General features: G+C 68.7%; 15 protein-coding genes. 9 read left to right on the top strand and 6 right to left on the bottom strand.

Going from position 1 to position 15,322, the window contains the following annotated elements:
* The first annotated feature begins 48 nt into the window (after positions 1-48).
* Positions 49-1,317 carry an acyl-CoA dehydrogenase family protein gene (locus tag NKG96_RS18695; RefSeq protein ID WP_254538299.1) on the top strand — a complete coding sequence of 423 codons (1,269 nt, stop codon included), beginning with the start codon at positions 49-51 and terminating at the stop codon, positions 1,315-1,317.
* 3 nt (positions 1,318-1,320) lie between these two features.
* Here the strand turns inward: NKG96_RS18695 and NKG96_RS18690 are convergent, their stop codons facing one another.
* Entirely contained in the window at positions 1,321-1,869 is a 549-nt protein-coding gene (locus tag NKG96_RS18690) for a type 1 glutamine amidotransferase domain-containing protein (protein ID WP_254538298.1), read from the bottom strand.
* Between the two features lie 226 nt (positions 1,870-2,095).
* On the opposite strand from NKG96_RS18690, the gene NKG96_RS18685 reads away from it, so the two are divergent.
* Together NKG96_RS18685 and NKG96_RS18680 are read left to right on the top strand one after the other, a co-directional pair.
* Positions 2,096-2,920 (top strand): fumarylacetoacetate hydrolase family protein, encoded by an 825-nt coding sequence (locus tag NKG96_RS18685; RefSeq protein ID WP_254538297.1) that lies wholly within the window; start codon positions 2,096-2,098, stop codon positions 2,918-2,920.
* A gap of 501 nt (positions 2,921-3,421) precedes the next feature.
* Entirely contained in the window at positions 3,422-3,673 is a 252-nt protein-coding gene (locus tag NKG96_RS18680; RefSeq protein ID WP_254538296.1) for a hypothetical protein, read from the top strand.
* A gap of 164 nt (positions 3,674-3,837) precedes the next feature.
* Here NKG96_RS18680 and NKG96_RS18675 read toward each other — a convergent pair whose 3' ends face one another.
* A complete protein-coding gene (locus tag NKG96_RS18675; protein ID WP_254538295.1) occupies positions 3,838-4,581 on the bottom strand; it encodes a CPBP family intramembrane glutamic endopeptidase in 744 nt (247 codons plus the stop codon).
* A 186-nt stretch (positions 4,582-4,767) separates the two neighbouring features.
* Between NKG96_RS18675 and NKG96_RS18670 the strand changes: the two genes are divergently transcribed.
* From NKG96_RS18670 to NKG96_RS18645, 6 genes are all read left to right on the top strand, one after another.
* Positions 4,768-5,250 (top strand): DUF1616 domain-containing protein, encoded by a 483-nt coding sequence (locus NKG96_RS18670; RefSeq protein ID WP_254538294.1) that lies wholly within the window; start codon positions 4,768-4,770, stop codon positions 5,248-5,250.
* A 61-nt stretch (positions 5,251-5,311) separates the two neighbouring features.
* A complete protein-coding gene (locus NKG96_RS18665; RefSeq protein ID WP_254538293.1) occupies positions 5,312-6,268 on the top strand; it encodes a glycosyltransferase family 2 protein in 957 nt (318 codons plus the stop codon).
* 81 nt (positions 6,269-6,349) lie between these two features.
* The gene (locus NKG96_RS18660; protein ID WP_254538292.1) at positions 6,350-7,495 is read left to right on the top strand and encodes an NAD-dependent epimerase/dehydratase family protein; all 1,146 of its coding nucleotides are present in this window, start codon (positions 6,350-6,352) and stop codon (positions 7,493-7,495) included.
* 45 nt (positions 7,496-7,540) lie between these two features.
* Positions 7,541-8,281 (top strand): class I SAM-dependent methyltransferase, encoded by a 741-nt coding sequence (locus NKG96_RS18655; RefSeq protein WP_254538291.1) that lies wholly within the window; start codon positions 7,541-7,543, stop codon positions 8,279-8,281.
* Positions 8,278-9,270 (top strand): glycosyltransferase family 2 protein, encoded by a 993-nt coding sequence (locus NKG96_RS18650; RefSeq protein ID WP_254538290.1) that lies wholly within the window; start codon positions 8,278-8,280, stop codon positions 9,268-9,270. The genes NKG96_RS18655 and NKG96_RS18650 overlap by 4 nt, the downstream gene beginning before the upstream one ends.
* 64 nt (positions 9,271-9,334) lie before the next feature.
* Entirely contained in the window at positions 9,335-10,366 is a 1,032-nt protein-coding gene (locus NKG96_RS18645) for a sugar phosphate nucleotidyltransferase (protein WP_254538289.1), read from the top strand.
* 27 nt (positions 10,367-10,393) lie between these two features.
* On the opposite strand, the gene NKG96_RS18640 is transcribed toward NKG96_RS18645, so the two are convergent.
* Genes NKG96_RS18640 through NKG96_RS18625 form a run of 4 tightly spaced genes read right to left on the bottom strand, consistent with a single transcriptional unit; the run spans position 10,394 to position 15,172 of the window.
* On the bottom strand, positions 10,394-11,524 hold the full coding sequence (locus NKG96_RS18640; RefSeq protein WP_254538288.1) for a glucosamine inositolphosphorylceramide transferase family protein: 1,131 nt from the start codon (positions 11,522-11,524) through the stop codon (positions 10,394-10,396).
* The gene (locus NKG96_RS18635; protein WP_254538287.1) at positions 11,517-12,857 is read right to left on the bottom strand and encodes a class I SAM-dependent methyltransferase; all 1,341 of its coding nucleotides are present in this window, start codon (positions 12,855-12,857) and stop codon (positions 11,517-11,519) included. Before NKG96_RS18635 ends, NKG96_RS18640 begins: the two co-directional genes overlap by 8 nt.
* Before the next feature lie 47 nt (positions 12,858-12,904).
* Positions 12,905-14,035 carry a glycosyltransferase family 4 protein gene (locus tag NKG96_RS18630; RefSeq protein WP_254538286.1) on the bottom strand — a complete coding sequence of 377 codons (1,131 nt, stop codon included), beginning with the start codon at positions 14,033-14,035 and terminating at the stop codon, positions 12,905-12,907.
* Positions 14,036-14,095: 60 nt separating this feature from the next.
* Entirely contained in the window at positions 14,096-15,172 is a 1,077-nt protein-coding gene (locus tag NKG96_RS18625; RefSeq protein ID WP_254538285.1) for an NAD-dependent epimerase/dehydratase family protein, read from the bottom strand.
* Between the last annotated feature and the right edge of the window lie 150 nt (positions 15,173-15,322).

Genomic DNA, 15,322 nt, shown 5'->3' with positions numbered 1-15,322 from the left:
GCGTGCAGGAGTGTACCAATTTACATACCACCGGACGCAGTGATTCCCATGGAGTATCACGACTCCGAGAAAGCACGGGACGTCGCGGCCCGCGTGGAGGCGTTCATGGACGAGCGAGTCATCCCCCGAGAGCGGGAGGCACTCGCCACCGGGAACAAGGTGAGCGACGAGGAACTCCGGGAGTTCTGGGAGGAGGCGCGAGAGCGCGACCTGTTCGCCCCGCAGATGTCCGAGAAGTACGGCGGGCAGGGGCTAGACTTCTCCGATATGCTCCCCTCCTTCGAGCAGGTGGGGCGCTCGCCCCTCGGCGCACCCGCCATCCGGGCGAACGCGCCACAGGAGGGCAACATGCACACCCTGGAGATGGTGGGCACCGAGGAACAGAAAGAGGAGTGGCTTCGCCCGCTCGTTCAGGGTGAGGTGTCCTCCGCGTTCTCGATGACCGAACCCATGCAGGGCGGCGGAGCGGACCCGAAGATGCTGAAGACCACCGCCGTGAAGGACGGCGACGAGTGGGTCATCAACGGCCACAAGTGGTGGACCTCCGACGGAGCGGACGCCGACTTCTTCCTCGTGATGGCCCGCACCGACCTCGACGCCCACCCCTACGCGGGCACGTCCATCATCCTCGTCCCGACGGACACCGACGGGGTGGAACTCGTCCGCGACATCCCGCACATGGGCGACCACAGCGTTCTGGAGAACCCCGGCGGGCACGCCGAGGTGAAGTACCGCGACGTTCGCGTCCCGGTCGAGAACACCGTCGGCGAGGAGAACGAGGGTTTCCAGATCGCCCAGATGCGCCTCGGCGGCGGGCGACTCACCCACTGTATGCGCTTCTCGGGGATGGCCGAACGCGCCCTCGACGTCTCGAAGGCCTACATCAGCGAACGGGAGGCCTTCGGGTCGACCGTCGCGGAGAAACAGGCGCTCCGCCAGCGCATCGCGCAGGCCGAGACGAACCTCCACATGGCCCGCTGTGGGGTGCGCCACGCCGCCCGCGAACTCGACCGGAGCGAGGCGCGCATCGAGGTGGCGATGTGCAAGGTGTTCGCCGCGAACGTCTGTAACGACATCATGGACCTCGCGGTGCAGTGTCTCGGCAGCAACGGCATCGCGAAGGACCTCCCGGTCGCGGCGTTCTACGAGAGCGTCCGCCCGTTCCGCATCTTCGACGGCCCCGACGAGGTCCACTGGCGCTCCATCGCCCGCCACGCCTTCGAGGACGTGAAGAGCGAGGAACTGGAGGGCGTCCTGCGCTTCGACGAGGACCTCATCGCCGACGAACTCCGCGAGGAGGTGCCCGCGGACGACTGAGCCTCACTCGTCGGCGAACGACTCGACGATGGCGTCACAGAACGCCGGCAGGTCGTCGGGGTTCCGACTCGTCACGATACCGTCGTCGGTGACGACTTCCTCGTCGACCCACTCACCGCCCGCGTTGCGGACGTCGGTCTCGACGCTCGGGTACGACGTGAGGGTCCGCCCCTCGACGACGTCGGCCTCGACGAGCACCCACGGCCCGTGGCAGATGACGCCCATCGGCTTGCCCGCGTCCGCGAACGAACGGACCATCCCGACGGCGTCGTCGTCGACGCGGAGTTCGTCGGCACCGACGGTCCCGCCGGGGACGACCAGCGCGTCGTAGTCCTCCGGCGAGGCCTCCGAGAAGGCCGTCTCGACCTCGTGGGTCGCGCTCGGTTCGAGGTCGTCGTCCACCGTCTCGACCTCGCCCGTCTCCGTCCCGAGGACCTCGACGGTCGCGCCGGCGTCCTCGAGGGCGGACTTCGGTTCGGTGAACTCGACGTTCTCGGTCCCGCGCGGCGCGAGGAACACGGCGACGGTCGTGTCGCTGAGTGGCTCGGACATGGCGTGCTCCGAGCGAGGGCTGGACGCACGGTAAGCCGAACGCCTGCGGGTGCAACCGGGGGCGTGGACCCCGCTATCGCCACACTGATTGTCCTGGCCCGAAGCCACGGCGCATGGAACCGGCCCACGCAGACCGGAGGGGAGGAGACCGAACCGACGGGAGAGGGAACACCGGACGCCGGACCGCCGACCGGCGGGTCGTCGTCCGTCGCTGCCGGGTGGCGTGATGCGCTACCTCGCGCGGACGGCCGACGGGCGGGCACTGCTCGGCGACAGCGAGGGGTTCGTCCCGCTCCCGGCGGCGCTCCCCGGCGTCGACACCGTCGAGGCGGCCCTCCGCCGTGCGCCCGAGGGACTGCCCGACCCGGCTGACGCGCCCGCGACCCGCCGTCCCGCCGACCAGTTCACCCTCGCCGCGCCCCTCTCGTCGCCCGGGCGGTGTCTCGGTATTGGGCTCAACTACGCCGACCACGCCGCGGACCTGGACGAGGTCCGGCCCGACGAGCCGGCGAGTTTCCTGAAGCCGGCCGCGGCGCTGACCGGCCCCGGCGGGCCGATTCGCCTCCCCGACCCCGCGATTACCGACCGCGTCACCGCCGAGGCGGAACTGGGCGTGGTGCTCGGGCGGACCTGCTCGGACGTGGACGAGGCGGCGTTCGACGACGTGGTCGCCGGGTTCGTCCCCGTCGTCGACCTCACGGCGGAGGACGTCCTCGAACGCAACCCGCGATTCCTCACGCGCGCGAAGGGGTTCGACACTTTCCTCGTCGTCGGGCCGTGGGTCGCCGTCCCCGACTCCCCGCGTGCGGCCCTCGACGACGTCACCGTCCGCACCGTCGTCGACGACGCGGTGGTCGCCGAGAACACCCTCGATGGGATGCTGTTCCGACCGCCGGAACTCGTCGCCTTCCACTCGCGGGCGGCGACGCTCGAACCCGGCGACCTCCTCAGCACGGGCACCCCCGGCGCGGGCGTCGTCACCCCCGACTCCACCGTCCGGGCGGAGGTCGACCCGGTCGGGACGCTCACCGCCCGGGTCGTGCGAGGGTAGCCCGACGCCTGAGACGCGGTCGGGGTGACCTCGTCGGTGACGAGTTCGCGCAGTGATGGACGAAAGAGGTTCCATTAAGAATTCCTTATGGAAGTATCTCGTTGGCCACTATACGCCAATCACACGTAAATTCTTCGACCGGAGGACCCACGGGCCGGGTGTTCGAGTCCGACCCGTTCGTTACACCACTATGCCTGTAATGGTCTGTCAGGCCTCGGGTCAGTTCGGACCGGGACCGCCGGTGAAAGGTGTGCTTGCCCGACAGAAAAGGCGGGTTTCCCGGCGACAATCTTCGTTTTCCTCCGCGGTGGAACGCTCGCAGTCGTGCGGTTCCTCCCGAGAGGCGGGCAGTTCGGCGGTTCGGCACCCCCGTCGAGACGACGGCGGGGACGGTGGCACCTTGTGACGCATCCCGTCCGGTGGAAGTCAGGGCGCCGCGAGTGTACCTCGAACCGGCGGCTCCGAAGGTTTTTGTCGGTGAGAGTGGATGAACGAACCGTCATGGTACTAACATCGATCGTCTCGAGCACGACGGCGAGTGCAATCTCGCTGTTCACCTCGGTCGGGTTGGGTGTCGGAGGGGTGTTCGTCGCGGCCGCGCTCCTGGTGATGCTCGGCCACATGGACCTGCGCGGCGCGGCCGGCGACGAGCGCCGCCGGACGAAGTACACCATCGCGGCGTTCGTCCTCCCGCTGAGCCTCACCTTCGCCGGGATGATGGTCTTCCAGACGATGCAGGTCCTCGCACCGTAACGACCGACTCTGGTTCACCAGTTCCGCACTCGTTTTCTCCCGTTCCCCCCGCGACAGGGGCACCGCTCGCGCGCTGGACGAACCGAACTGCGAGGGCGACCGCCCCGTCGCGAACCGCACGCGGGGCCGGGCCGACTCGGGCCGTCTCGATGGACCGATTCCGCTCAGAGACCGAACGGACCCAGGACCGACCCGTAGATCGGGATGATGGCGAACAGGAAGACGTTCAGCAGGCCGTGGAGCAGCGTGACGAGGACGAGACTGTCGGTCCAGTCGTAGACGACGCCGAACAGCAGTCCGATGACGCCCGCGAACAGGATTTCGTGCTGGAGGCCGTAGCCGGCGTGGAGCAAGCCGAACAGCGCGCTCGTGAGGAGGAGACCGGCCATTCGGCCGTAGCGCCGTTCGAGGACGTCCTGGAGGATGCCACGGAAGAGGAACTCCTCGACGAACCCGACGAAGCAGACCATGACGACGCCGATGAGGAGCAACTGGTCGGGGGTTGCGGCGCTGACGAGCGCCTCGGGTGTGATGAGCGAGTGCTCCAGCGATGCGAGCAACGCGCTCAACGGTATCGCGAGCGGAAGTGCGAGGAGAGCGACGCGCCACCCGTAGCGGATGTCGATGTCGTGGGTGCGGCTGAGCAGGAACATCCCCGGTATCAGCGCGCCGTACACTAACGGGAACCAGTAGATGGTGGGTTCGGCGAAGACAGGCATTCCGAGGTTGACGAGGCGAAAGAGGGGGACGAGCGCCAGCGCGCGGAACACGGTCGCGTCCCCCTCGAACCGGAGCGGGGCGAGCGAGCAGGCGACGAGCGTGACGAAGTGGCCCCAGAGCGCCCACTCGGGGAGTCCCGCGAAGATGAACGCCTCGCTCACGGTGACGGCGACGAGCGCGAGACCCACCGGGAGGCTCGGAACGTTTATGTTGCGTACAACGGTACTCGAAACTACATTTCGCGGACGGAGGCTATCGATGTCCATAGGTATCAACGAACGTACGCAATCCAAGGCAGACAGCCGGTATGAGTGTACCGGTCAGAGTACTGAACAGTTCGACGACCCGGAGACCGCACGCACGGGAGTGCGACCATGAGCGGACGGCGCGCCCTCACGTGGGCGCTCGCGGCGGTCCTCGCCCTCTCCGTGGTCGGCGTGGTCGCCCTCGCCGCCGCCCCCCTCGAACCGAGCGACCCGTACACCGAGTTCTACGTCCTCGGCGAGAACGGCACGGCGGAGTACCCGACGAACCTCTCGGTCGGGGAGGCGGGAACCGTCGTCGTCGGCGTCGACAACCACGAACAGGAGTCGGTCACCTACGAGGTGGTAGCGGTACTGGGAGAACGGGAAGTCGACCGCCGGTCGGTGACGGTCGGTGACGACGAGACGTGGCGCGGCACCGTCGAGGTGACGCCGCGGGAGGCCGGGGAGACCGAACTCCGCTTCCTTCTCTACCGGGGGGGTTCGGACGAACCGTACCGACAGCTCAGGTTGACGCTCGACGTCTCGGACGACGCCGGCGACACGGGACCGGAGAACGGGTCGGAGACCCGGTCGCTCGCCCCGCACTACTGACCACCCGTCCGTCACGGGCACCGACCAAACGTTGATGGTGGAGAGGGTGCGCTACTACCGCATGGCACGACCATCGGTAGCTATCGTCGTCCTCAACTACAACGGCCGGGGCCTGCTCGAACGGTACCTGCCGTCGATTCTCGCGCTCGACTACGACCCGGTGGAGGTGGTCGTCGCGGACAACGCCTCGACCGACGACAGCCTCGCGTTCCTCGCGGACGTCGAGGGGGTGACCGTCGTCGAGACGGGCGGCAACGTCGGCTACTCGCAGGGGTACAACCGGGCGGCGGCCCGACTGGGCGACTACGACTATCTCTGGTTGCTCGACAACGACGTGCGGGTGGAGCCGGACTCGCTCGGCCGCCTCGTCGACCACATGGAGGCGAACCCGGGGACGGGCCTCGTCGTCCCGCGCATCAACGACATGGGCACCGACCGCATCCAGTCGCTCGGCTTCCACTACGACCGCTTCGGGCGCTCGTTCCCGAAGGAGGCGGGGCGGACCATCCCCTCGAACCCCGACCCGCACCCCGTCACCTACGGGATGGGTCCCGCGATGCTCGTCCGCCGGGAGGTGTGGGAGGCGGTCGGCGGCTTCGACGACCGCCACTTCATGTACGGCGACGACGACTACCTCGGCCTACAGACGTGGCTCCGGGGCTACCGCGTCGAGGTGGTCCCCGAGTCGGTCGTCTACCACGAACGCGAGAACACCGACGGGAGCACGCTCGGCGCGTTCGACGTCTATCAGGACTCCTGGAGTCGGACGCGCACCTACCTGAAGTCCCTGCAGGCGTCCTCGCTCCTCGTCGGCCTCCCCGTGTTCTGTGCGCTCGTGGCGGCACGGGCGGGCAAGGACCTCGCCGTCCGCACCTCGCCCGGCCTCGCCTTCCACCGCCTGCTCGGCGTGTACGACGCCCTCCTCGAAGCGCCCGAACTGCTCCGGGACCGCCGGGCCATCCAGCGCGAGCGCGTCCTCGCGGACAGGGAGTTCCTCGACCCGGTCCGCGGGGAGTGAACCCCCTCGCCGACCCGCCGGACGCCCTCGACACCGCCCGTGGCATAGAGCTATTGTCCTCCGTCCACACCTCTCGATACGATGACACGCGTTCTCGTCACCGGCGGTGCCGGGTTCATCGGTAGCCACGTCGTCGACCGACTCGTCTCGGAGGGGTACGCCGTGACCGTCCTCGACAGCCTCGACGACCAGGTCCACGACGGCCCCCCGGCGTACTGCAACGACGACGCCACCTACGTCTGGCGGGACATCCGCGACCGCGCGACCCTCGAACGACTGCTCGACAGCGCCGACGTCGTCTGCCACCAGGCGAGCGCCGTCGGCGTCGGCCAGTCGATGACCGAGGTGGAACGCTACGTCGACGTCAACAGTCGGGGGACCGCACAGTTGCTCGACGTCGTCGCGAACGGGAACGTGGACCTGAAGAAACTCGTCGTCGCCTCCTCGATGTCGCTCTACGGCGAGGGGGCCTACCGCTGTCCCGACGAGGGTGAGGTCCGCCACCCGTCCCACCGCGGGCGCGAGGCGCTCCGGACCGGCGAGTGGGAGCCGCGCTGCGAGTCGTGCGGGGCGGCGCTCGAACCGGTTCCGACGCCCGAGACGACGCCTCTCGACTGCACGAGCGTCTACGGCGTCACGAAGCGCGACCAAGAGGAACTCTGTCTCGTCGTCGGCGAGGCGTACGACGTGCCGACCGTCGCCCTGCGGTACTTCAACGTCTACGGCCCCCGGCAGTCGCTCGACAACCCCTACACCGGCGTCTGCGCCATCTTCTCCAGCCGCATCAAGAACGGTAACGCGCCGCTGGTCTTCGAGGACGGCCGCCAGTCGCGCGACTTCGTCCACGTGCGCGACGTGGCCGCAGCCAACCTCGCCGCCATCGAGTCCGACGGGGCCGACGGGCAGGCGGTGAACGTCGGGACGGGACGCCCCCGGACCGTCCGCGACATCGCGAAGACGCTGGTCGAGGGGTACGGTGCAGAGGGCCTCGCGCCCGACGTCACCGGCGAGTTCCGCGAGGGGGACATCCGCCACTGCTACGCCGACACGACGCGTGCGGAGGACGCCCTCGGTTTCGCGGCGAGCGTCCCGTTCGAGGCGGGGATGCGCGACCTGATCGAGTGGGGCGAGCGCCAGGAGGCGACGGACGACTTCGAGACGGCGTACGCGGAACTGGCGGAGCGCGGCCTCCTCGACCGGGCGTCCTCGCCGGGGCGGGGGAAGTGACACCGCGGCACAAGAATTAAGCCTTCAGTGGTGTCAGAGGCACTTATGCCATCGTTTCGGGAAGCGGCGCACCAGGCGACGCCATCCACGGACCGGGTCGTCGGTCTCGCGAAGCGCGGAATCAGCGGGTCGAAGTCGGCGCTGGGCGCGGACGTGAACCTCGCGCTGTGGAAGGAACGGGTCGAGTTCGCCCTCTGGCGGCGGGACCTGCTTCCCTTCGACCGCCTCTACGACCGGCAGTACTACGCCGAGATGCTCGGCGAGGCGAAACTCCGCGATGCGCGGGCGTTCTGTGCCGCCCTCGACCGGGCGTTCGACCCCGACACCGTCGTCGAGTTCGGCTGTGGCCCCGGGCGCTTTCTCGTCCCGTTCGAGGAGCGCGGCGTGACCGTCCACGGACTCGACCGGAGCACGGCGGCGTTCGAGGAGTCGCCGCTCCCCGCGGACCGCTTCACCGTCCACGACCTGCGCGACCCCTATCACGTCGCCGAGGAGTTCGACATCGCGCTCTGCATCGAGGTGCTCGAACACATCCCCGAGGAGGACGCCGACACCGTCGTGCGGTCCATCGCGGACGCGGCCCCCGTCGCCGTCGTCACCGCCGCCCGGCCGGGACAGGGCGGGACCCACCACGTCAACGAGCAGCTCCCGGCCTACTGGAAGGAGCGCTTCGCGGCCGCCGGGATGACCTACCGGGAGTACCTGACCGACGACATCGCGAGGGCCGTCGACCCGGAGGAGCTGGACTGGCTCCAGACGAACCTGCTGGTCTTCGAACGGTCATGAGCGAGAGCGCAGACACGTCCGACCCGCGGGTCGCCGTCCTCGTCCTGAACTACGATGGGCGCGAGCGACTGGAGGCGTACCTGCCGTCGCTCGTGGACCTCGACTACGTGAACTACCGGGTGTACGTCGTGGACAACGCCTCGACCGACGACAGCGTCGCGTTCGTCCGCGAGTCGTTCCCGTCGGTGTCCGTCGTCGAGCACCCCGAGAACTACGGCATCTCGCGGGGGCTCAACGAGGGCGTGCGGGCGCTCCCCGACGGGGAGGACTTCGACTACCTCTGGTTGCTCAACAACGACGTGAAGGCGGCGCCCGACTCGCTCTCCCGCCTCGTCGCCCACCTGAAGTCCAGACGGGAGGTGGGCGTCGCCTTCCCCCGCATCAACGACATGGGCACCGAGACCATCCAATCGCTCGGCCAGCACTACGACGTGTTCGCCCACTCCCCGCCGATGGACCGGGGGCTGGAGACGCCGAGCGACCCCGAACCCCGGGAGGTGCCGTTCAACATCGGTGCGGCCATCCTCATCTCGCGGGCGGCGTGGGAGGCGACCGGCGGCTACGACAGCGGCAACTTCGTCTACGGCTGTGACACCTACCTCTGCTTGCAGTCGTGGCTCAGGGGCTACCACGTCGAGACGGTCCCCACGGCCGTCGTCTACCACGAACCGGGCGACAAGATCGTCGACTCGACGATGGACGCCTTCCACACCGCCCGGTCGGACACGCGGGTCCACCTCACGACGCTCTCGGCCGGGTCGCTCGCGAAGGGGTTCGCCGGCTTCTGCGGCCTCATCGCCGCCGCCGCCGCGAAGGACGTCCTCGTCCGCAGGCGCCCGGAACTCGCGCGGGCGCGGTTCGCCGGCCTCGCCTCCGCGTTCAAGGACCTCCCGACGGTTCTCCGGAACCGCAGGCGCGTCCAGCGCGAACGGGTCTACCCCGACGAGCGCTTCCTCAGCCCCGTCACCGGCAAGCGCGGACTCTGGTGAGTACCAGACAGTCACCCCGAAAGGCGCGAACGTTTATTACTGTCAGTTGTCTGTTCACTGCTGTATGAAAGCCGTTGTCCCGACTGCCGGGAGAGGGACCCGTCTGTACCCCCACACGCACACCAAGCCGAAGCCGATGGTGCGACTCGCCGGTCGTCCCATCCTCGGGCACATCCTCGAGAACCTCCGCCCGACGCGCGTGGAGGAGGTGGTACTCGTCGTCGGCGGGCCGATGCGCGAACAGGTCGTCGAGTACGCAGAGCGCCACTTCGCCGACCGCTTCGAGTTCACGTTCGCCCACCAGGAGCGCGCCGAGGGCCTCGGCCACAGCATCTACCAGACCGAGTCGTACGTCGACGGGGAGCCCGTGCTCGTCGCGCTCGGGGACATGCTGTTCCAGAGCGGCTACGCCGCGTTCCTCGACGCCCACGACCGACTGGGCGGCGTCGACGCCAGCGTCGGCGTCAAGCGCGTCGACGCCCCGGAACACTACGGCGTGGTCGAACTCGACGGCGACCGGGTGATCGGCCTCGTCGAGAAGCCCGACGATCCGCCGTCGAACCTCGCTATCAGTGGCGTCTACGTCGTCGACGACACGCCCGCCCTCTTCGACGCCCTCTCGCACCTCGTCGACAACGACCTGCGCGGTGCGGGCGGCGAGTTCCAGCTCACCGACGCGCTGGCCCTGATGGTCGAGCGCGGGAGCACCCTCGGCACCTTCCCCGTCGAGGACTGGTACGACTGCGGCCGGCCGGGGACCCTGCTCGAGGCGAACAAGGTCACGCTCGACCGGCGGGCGGCGGCGCGAAGCGACGGCAGCGGCGGGAAGCACTTCCGCGAGGGCGACGGCGCCGTCGTCATCGAACCCGTCGACATCGGCGAGAACGTGGAGATACACCAGAGCGTCGTCGGCCCCTACGTGAGCGTCGACGACGGGACGACCATCACGACGAGTCGCGTCCGCGACAGCATCGTCGGGCGTAACTCGACGCTCCGCGGCGTGAACCTCGAAACCAGCATCGTCGGCGACGCCACCGAAATCGTCGGGAAGACGAACAGCCTCAACGTCGGCGACAACAGTTCTCTCGAACTATAGGACCACGAGCGGTCGGTTCGCGGGGACCTACGGCGACCCCTCACTCCCTCGGGGGGTCGGGAGGAACGCGAGGCCGACGCTCCATCGGTCGTCCGTGACCCGTCGTAGCCGGTCCGATACGTCGCCGTCAACTGCACAGAGCCAGCCGTCGCCGACGTACCAGGGGTCGATATGATGGGTCCGACCGGCCGCCCACGCTCGCTCGCGGCGCGGGGCCAGCGCCGGTGATGCGAGGTGTTCACGGTCGCGGTACGCCGTCGGCGAGAGGTGCGTAATCTCGTAGGCCCGGACCTGGTGACCGTAGTGACTGGTACAGTCCTGGAGGAACAGGAGGATGCGGTCCTCGAACACGACTGGCCTCCCGGCCGGGCGGGACCCCTCGGGGCGCCCGGAGACGACGGGGTTGGCCTCGTGCGCCGTCCACTCCGACGCGTCGAGGCGGTCGCTATAGTACGCGTACAACGACCCTCGCGTTTGGTCGCCGACGAGCAGCCACCAGCGTCCACCCCACCTGAACAGCACGTGGTCGTCGGTGTTGTGCGGGGGCGAGACGAGGCACGCGACCCGCCGCCACCGGTAGGGAAACGCGTCCGCTCGGAACAGCCACACGGCCGTGCCCGTCCGACCACCCACTTCCGGGAGCAGGTAGTGCTCGCCGTCCCACGAGAACGCGTACGGGTACGAGAGGTGCCGGTCACCGGCGAGGACGACGCGGTCGTACTCCCACGTCCGCCCGCCGTCGGGCGATGTGGCGTGGCCGATGGCCGCCTCCGGCGTCCGGTCGTAGTTGCACACTTCGACGAACAGGTGGAGGTCGTCGCCGAGGAAGAGGAACGGGTCGGCCACGAAGTCGGCCCTCCCCCAGTCGGTCACGTCTCTGGCTGTCAGAATCGGCCGGGCGGTGAGTTGCGACGCGCTGGTCACGAACGGTTCCCGGTCAGGGAGCGGAACCGTGGTCGGCCCGTTCGCGCGGACGTCGTCACGTCCGCCGGTCCCGTCCCCGGGTCGGCCCCACTGGGCGTAGCCCCGCCAGTCGTCGCGCCAGTCGCCGCCACGCGCCCGCCCGTGAGCCAGCACGTGTGCCACCGTCGCGCTCGTCGGCGTTCGACGGATGCGACGGAAGAGCCGCCGGTGGAGGGGAAGGAGACGTTCATCCATCTCCGACCACCGGTCGACCAACGTATCGCTCCGGGAGCACGGTCAGGACGCCGCGAGCGAGCAACGAGCGCCTCGCATCCACGTCGTCGAGGGAGACGACGTACGCCTCGTCGGTGTGTGCCATCGTGCGGTCGAACTCCTCGCGGAAGACGGGACTCAGAGGCCGGCGCTCGAGGTGCAGGCTACCTCCGTCGGTCGTCACTTCGTACGCGTGGTTGACCGTAACCGGCCCCGCCCAGTCGAGCAACGGATGGACCCGTCGCTCGACGGGAATATCCACCGTGTCGTCGTCCACGTCGGCACCGAAGAGAACGTTGACGTCCCCGCCGTCCGCCCCGTCCCGTCGGTCGTGGAGTTCGATAGACCCACCTCCTTCGTCGACCGCCCGGACGAACGGTTCGACGACGTCCCGTTCGGGGACGACGACGGCCTCGCGGTCGAACCCCCGCGTCTGCTCTGCGGTCGGGAGCGCCGTTCCACTGATGCGGGCTTGGTCGTCCGTGTGCTGGTGGAGCAGGGCGACGAGGCCGTCTGCCGCCGTCACGCGTTCGAGTTCGCCGCTCATGGCGAAGCGGTTGGGGACGAAGTGGAGGCCGTCGACGTTGAGCGTCGTCCCGAAGGCGTCGTCGAAGAACGGGAGGTCAGCCCCCTCGCCGATGACGACGGCCGGCTGCTGGCGGTTCACGAATCGAGTGTAGAGGAACAGCGTCCGGAAGTTCACGTCCACGGTGCAAGTCCGGGTGCCCGTCGTTCGGGCGACGAGGTCCGAGGCGTGCCCGGCACCGCCGGCGAAGTCCAGAAGCGGTCCGGGGGCGTCGTGGAACAGGGGCAAGAGGGCGTGGAGGTTCCAGAAGCTCTGTTCGAGCGGTCGGAACGTGAGGTATTCGTCGAAGTAGAACCCGGGGTCGTCGGACCCGACGAGCGCCGTCGCCGCGTCCTCGAACGTCCGCCACGCGCCGACCTCCTCGTCGGAACGACCGCTCGCCCGGTGGTACGCTGCGAGGGCCCGCACCGCCGGATGCCCGGCGGACCCCAGACGGGAGAGGACCGTCCCACAGGCCGACCTTCCGGGGACTCGCCCCGGGAGGTTCAGCAGGACCGACCGTGCCGTCTCGAACTCCCGGCTGGCGACGTGTTCGGCGGCCGTCTGTGTCAGCGCGTCGGTCCGAAGGACAGCGACGCCGGCAACGACGGGATAGGTCGCACACGCGCAGTCGAGCAGCCCGTATTCGACGCGCTGTCGGTCGTTGCGCCGGAGCGCGGTCGAGTCGATGGGACTCTTGCACTCCGGGCACTCCATGCGCCGGAAGAGCCACTGACTGGTGTCACACATCGATCAAATTTCGGTCGAGTGTCATATAAAGATACGGTTCGACGCGCTCAGGCGGCGTCGGCGAGGACGCCCTCGAAGGCGCGCCTGAACGCGGCCTGTGCGGACTCCTTGTCGAATCGCGCGCCGCGCTCCCGTGCTCGCTCGGAGAGCCGCTGGCGCGCATCTCGCGTGCGCGAGAGGTACGAGACGATTCCCCCGGCGATGGCGTCGGCGGTCGGGTCGACGACGAGCGACGGGTCGACGGCCCGTACCTCCTCGCGCGTGCCCGTCGTGTGCGTCGCCACCACCGGGAGGCCGGCGCGGAGGGCTTCGAGCGCGCTGACCGGGTGCGGGTCGACGCGCGAGGGCTGGACGTACAGCGCGTGGGCCGCGAGCACCTCGGGGAGGTCGGTGTGGTCGACGAACCCGCGCAGGTCCACGCCGGGACGCTCGTCGTACTCGGGCGGGTGACCGCCGCCGACGATGGTGAGCCGCGCGTCCGGGAACCGCTCGCGGACCGTCTCCCACGCCGCGACGAGCAGGTCGACGCCCTTGCAGTCCGCGATCTCGTTGCCGACGAACACCACGCGCTGCGAGTCGAGGTCGGGGTCGACCGCACCGAGGCGGTCGAACACGGACGGCTGGACGAACGGCGCGACGGTGCGGATGGGCGTCTCGCTCCCGAGAAACGGGCGGACGAAGTCGGCGGCGAACGGCGAGGCGGCGACGGCGGCGTCGACGTACCGCCTCGCCAGCGACCGGAGCAGGGCCACCTCGACCCGCCGGTCGACGTACTTCGGGAGGGAACCGAGCGAGCGGTCGAGGGCGTAGCAGTTCATCCCGTAGAGGATGTAGTCGGTCGCGAGGTAGACCACGGTGGCGTCGGGGTGGGCCGCCTTCACGAACGGCACCGCGTAGAGGAGCCGTGAGTTCTCGGTGATGTACACGTCGTACTCGGGAATCGTCGACGGGCGGCGCAGGCAGGTGAGGACGTCGCCGAGCATCGTCGCGTCGAGCGGCGGGCCGACGGCCGTCTCGAACCCGATGGGGTCGGCACCGACGCTCTCGGCGAACCCCTGGTGGGTCGGGTGGCCGAACCCCGCCGCGGGGTCCTCGTTCGCCGGGTGGTCGTGAGTCAGCGCGCCGAGGATGGCGACCGACCGGTCGGTCCCGTCCCCTCGGTGCGACTCGGCACTCATCGCTCCGGTGGTCTCGCTCGCCATGTCAGTGGGTGCACGCCACGGCGGTCGGCGTGCACATCAGTCCGAGAGCGCGGGGCTGGGCGCGCGTTCCAGTTCGTACTTGTCGATGTAGTAGCGCATCGCGTTCTCCAGGGTGGCGCGGAGGTCGTACCGGGGGGTCCACCCCGCCTCGCGGAGTTTGTCGACGCCCGGAATCCGGCGGTCGCAGTCCTCGTAGCCCTCGCCGTAGTACTCCTCGCCGTCGACCTCTCGCATCGGTGGGAGCCTCCCGTCGGGGCTCTCCTCGCGGTAGATGTCGCGCATCAGGTCGGCGAACCCGCGGATGGTGGTCTCGTTACCGGGCGTGCCGATGTTGACCACCTCGCGGGTGTAGCGGCCGCCCTCGTTCTCGATGATGAGTTCGAGGGCGTCGATGGCGTCCTCGATGTGGGTGAACGTCCGCATGTTCTTCCCGCCGTCGACGAGGAACATCGGGTGGTCGTACATGAGCGCCGACATGAAACTCGCGAACACCCGGGGAGTGCCCTCGTCGGGCGACTCGATGATGTAGTCCATCTCCGGCCCGATGAAGTTGAACGGGCGGACGATGGTCCAGTCGAGGCCGTCCCGTTCGCCGTGGGCGTACACCATGCGTTCGAGCAGTTGCTTGGCGGTGGCGTAGATCCAGCGCTGGTTGCCGACTGGCCCCATGATGAGGTTCGAGGTGTCCTCGTCGAACACCGTGTCGTCGCCCGTCCGGTTGCCGAGCATCCCGTACACCTCGCACGTCGAGAACTGGATGAGGCGCGTCTCCGCCTCGATGCAGTCCTCGACGATCTTCAGGTTCTGAAAGAGGTTGAGGTCGACCACCTCCAGGGGCATCGCGACGTACTGTTCGGGGTTTGCGTAGGCGATGAGGTCGACGACGAGGTCCGAGCGTTCGACGATGGCCGCGCAGGCCGCGTCGTTCTCCGGTTCGTAGATGTCGAGTTCGTGGAACTGGAGTCGGTCGTGACCGAGGACGTCACCGATCTTCTCCGAGGAGATGTCGACGACGTCGAGGTGGTAGCCGTTCGCGAGGAGTCGACGCGTGAGGTGCGAGCCGATGAACCCGCCCCCGCCGAAGACGGCGATGCGGCCGATGGAGGCGCTCATTGCGACCCACCCGGGACGGGACGAGCTGTCGCGACTGGTTCGGCGTCGGCTTCACACCGTGGTAACGGCTGGGCTGTAACGACCATAGCTAACAGTGAAGTAGTGTGTCAATTCCATCATAAGTGTTTGGGTGAAAATGACTCGCAATGT

Origin of the sequence: Halomarina litorea, from assembly GCF_024227715.1 — an archaeon.
Taxonomy (GTDB): Archaea; Halobacteriota; Halobacteria; order Halobacteriales; family Haloarculaceae; genus Halomarina; species Halomarina litorea.
The sequence above is the reverse complement of the archived record's forward strand: the minus strand, read 5'-3'. Positions and strand labels throughout refer to the sequence as shown.

Coding starts and splice junctions, on each gene's coding strand:
- NKG96_RS18630 (WP_254538286.1), bottom strand. CDS start 14,035: ATGAGTGCCGAGTCGCACCGAGGGGACGGGACCGACCGGTCGGTCGCC.
- NKG96_RS18670 (WP_254538294.1), top strand. CDS start 4,768: ATGAGCGGACGGCGCGCCCTCACGTGGGCGCTCGCGGCGGTCCTCGCC.
- NKG96_RS18650 (WP_254538290.1), top strand. CDS start 8,278: ATGAGCGAGAGCGCAGACACGTCCGACCCGCGGGTCGCCGTCCTCGTC.
- NKG96_RS18660 (WP_254538292.1), top strand. CDS start 6,350: ATGACACGCGTTCTCGTCACCGGCGGTGCCGGGTTCATCGGTAGCCAC.
- NKG96_RS18695 (WP_254538299.1), top strand. CDS start 49: ATGGAGTATCACGACTCCGAGAAAGCACGGGACGTCGCGGCCCGCGTG.
- NKG96_RS18640 (WP_254538288.1), bottom strand. CDS start 11,524: ATGGATGAACGTCTCCTTCCCCTCCACCGGCGGCTCTTCCGTCGCATC.
- NKG96_RS18625 (WP_254538285.1), bottom strand. CDS start 15,172: ATGAGCGCCTCCATCGGCCGCATCGCCGTCTTCGGCGGGGGCGGGTTC.
- NKG96_RS18680 (WP_254538296.1), top strand. CDS start 3,422: ATGGTACTAACATCGATCGTCTCGAGCACGACGGCGAGTGCAATCTCG.
- NKG96_RS18635 (WP_254538287.1), bottom strand. CDS start 12,857: ATGTGTGACACCAGTCAGTGGCTCTTCCGGCGCATGGAGTGCCCGGAG.
- NKG96_RS18685 (WP_254538297.1), top strand. CDS start 2,096: ATGCGCTACCTCGCGCGGACGGCCGACGGGCGGGCACTGCTCGGCGAC.
- NKG96_RS18645 (WP_254538289.1), top strand. CDS start 9,335: ATGAAAGCCGTTGTCCCGACTGCCGGGAGAGGGACCCGTCTGTACCCC.
- NKG96_RS18665 (WP_254538293.1), top strand. CDS start 5,312: ATGGCACGACCATCGGTAGCTATCGTCGTCCTCAACTACAACGGCCGG.
- NKG96_RS18690 (WP_254538298.1), bottom strand. CDS start 1,869: ATGTCCGAGCCACTCAGCGACACGACCGTCGCCGTGTTCCTCGCGCCG.
- NKG96_RS18655 (WP_254538291.1), top strand. CDS start 7,541: ATGCCATCGTTTCGGGAAGCGGCGCACCAGGCGACGCCATCCACGGAC.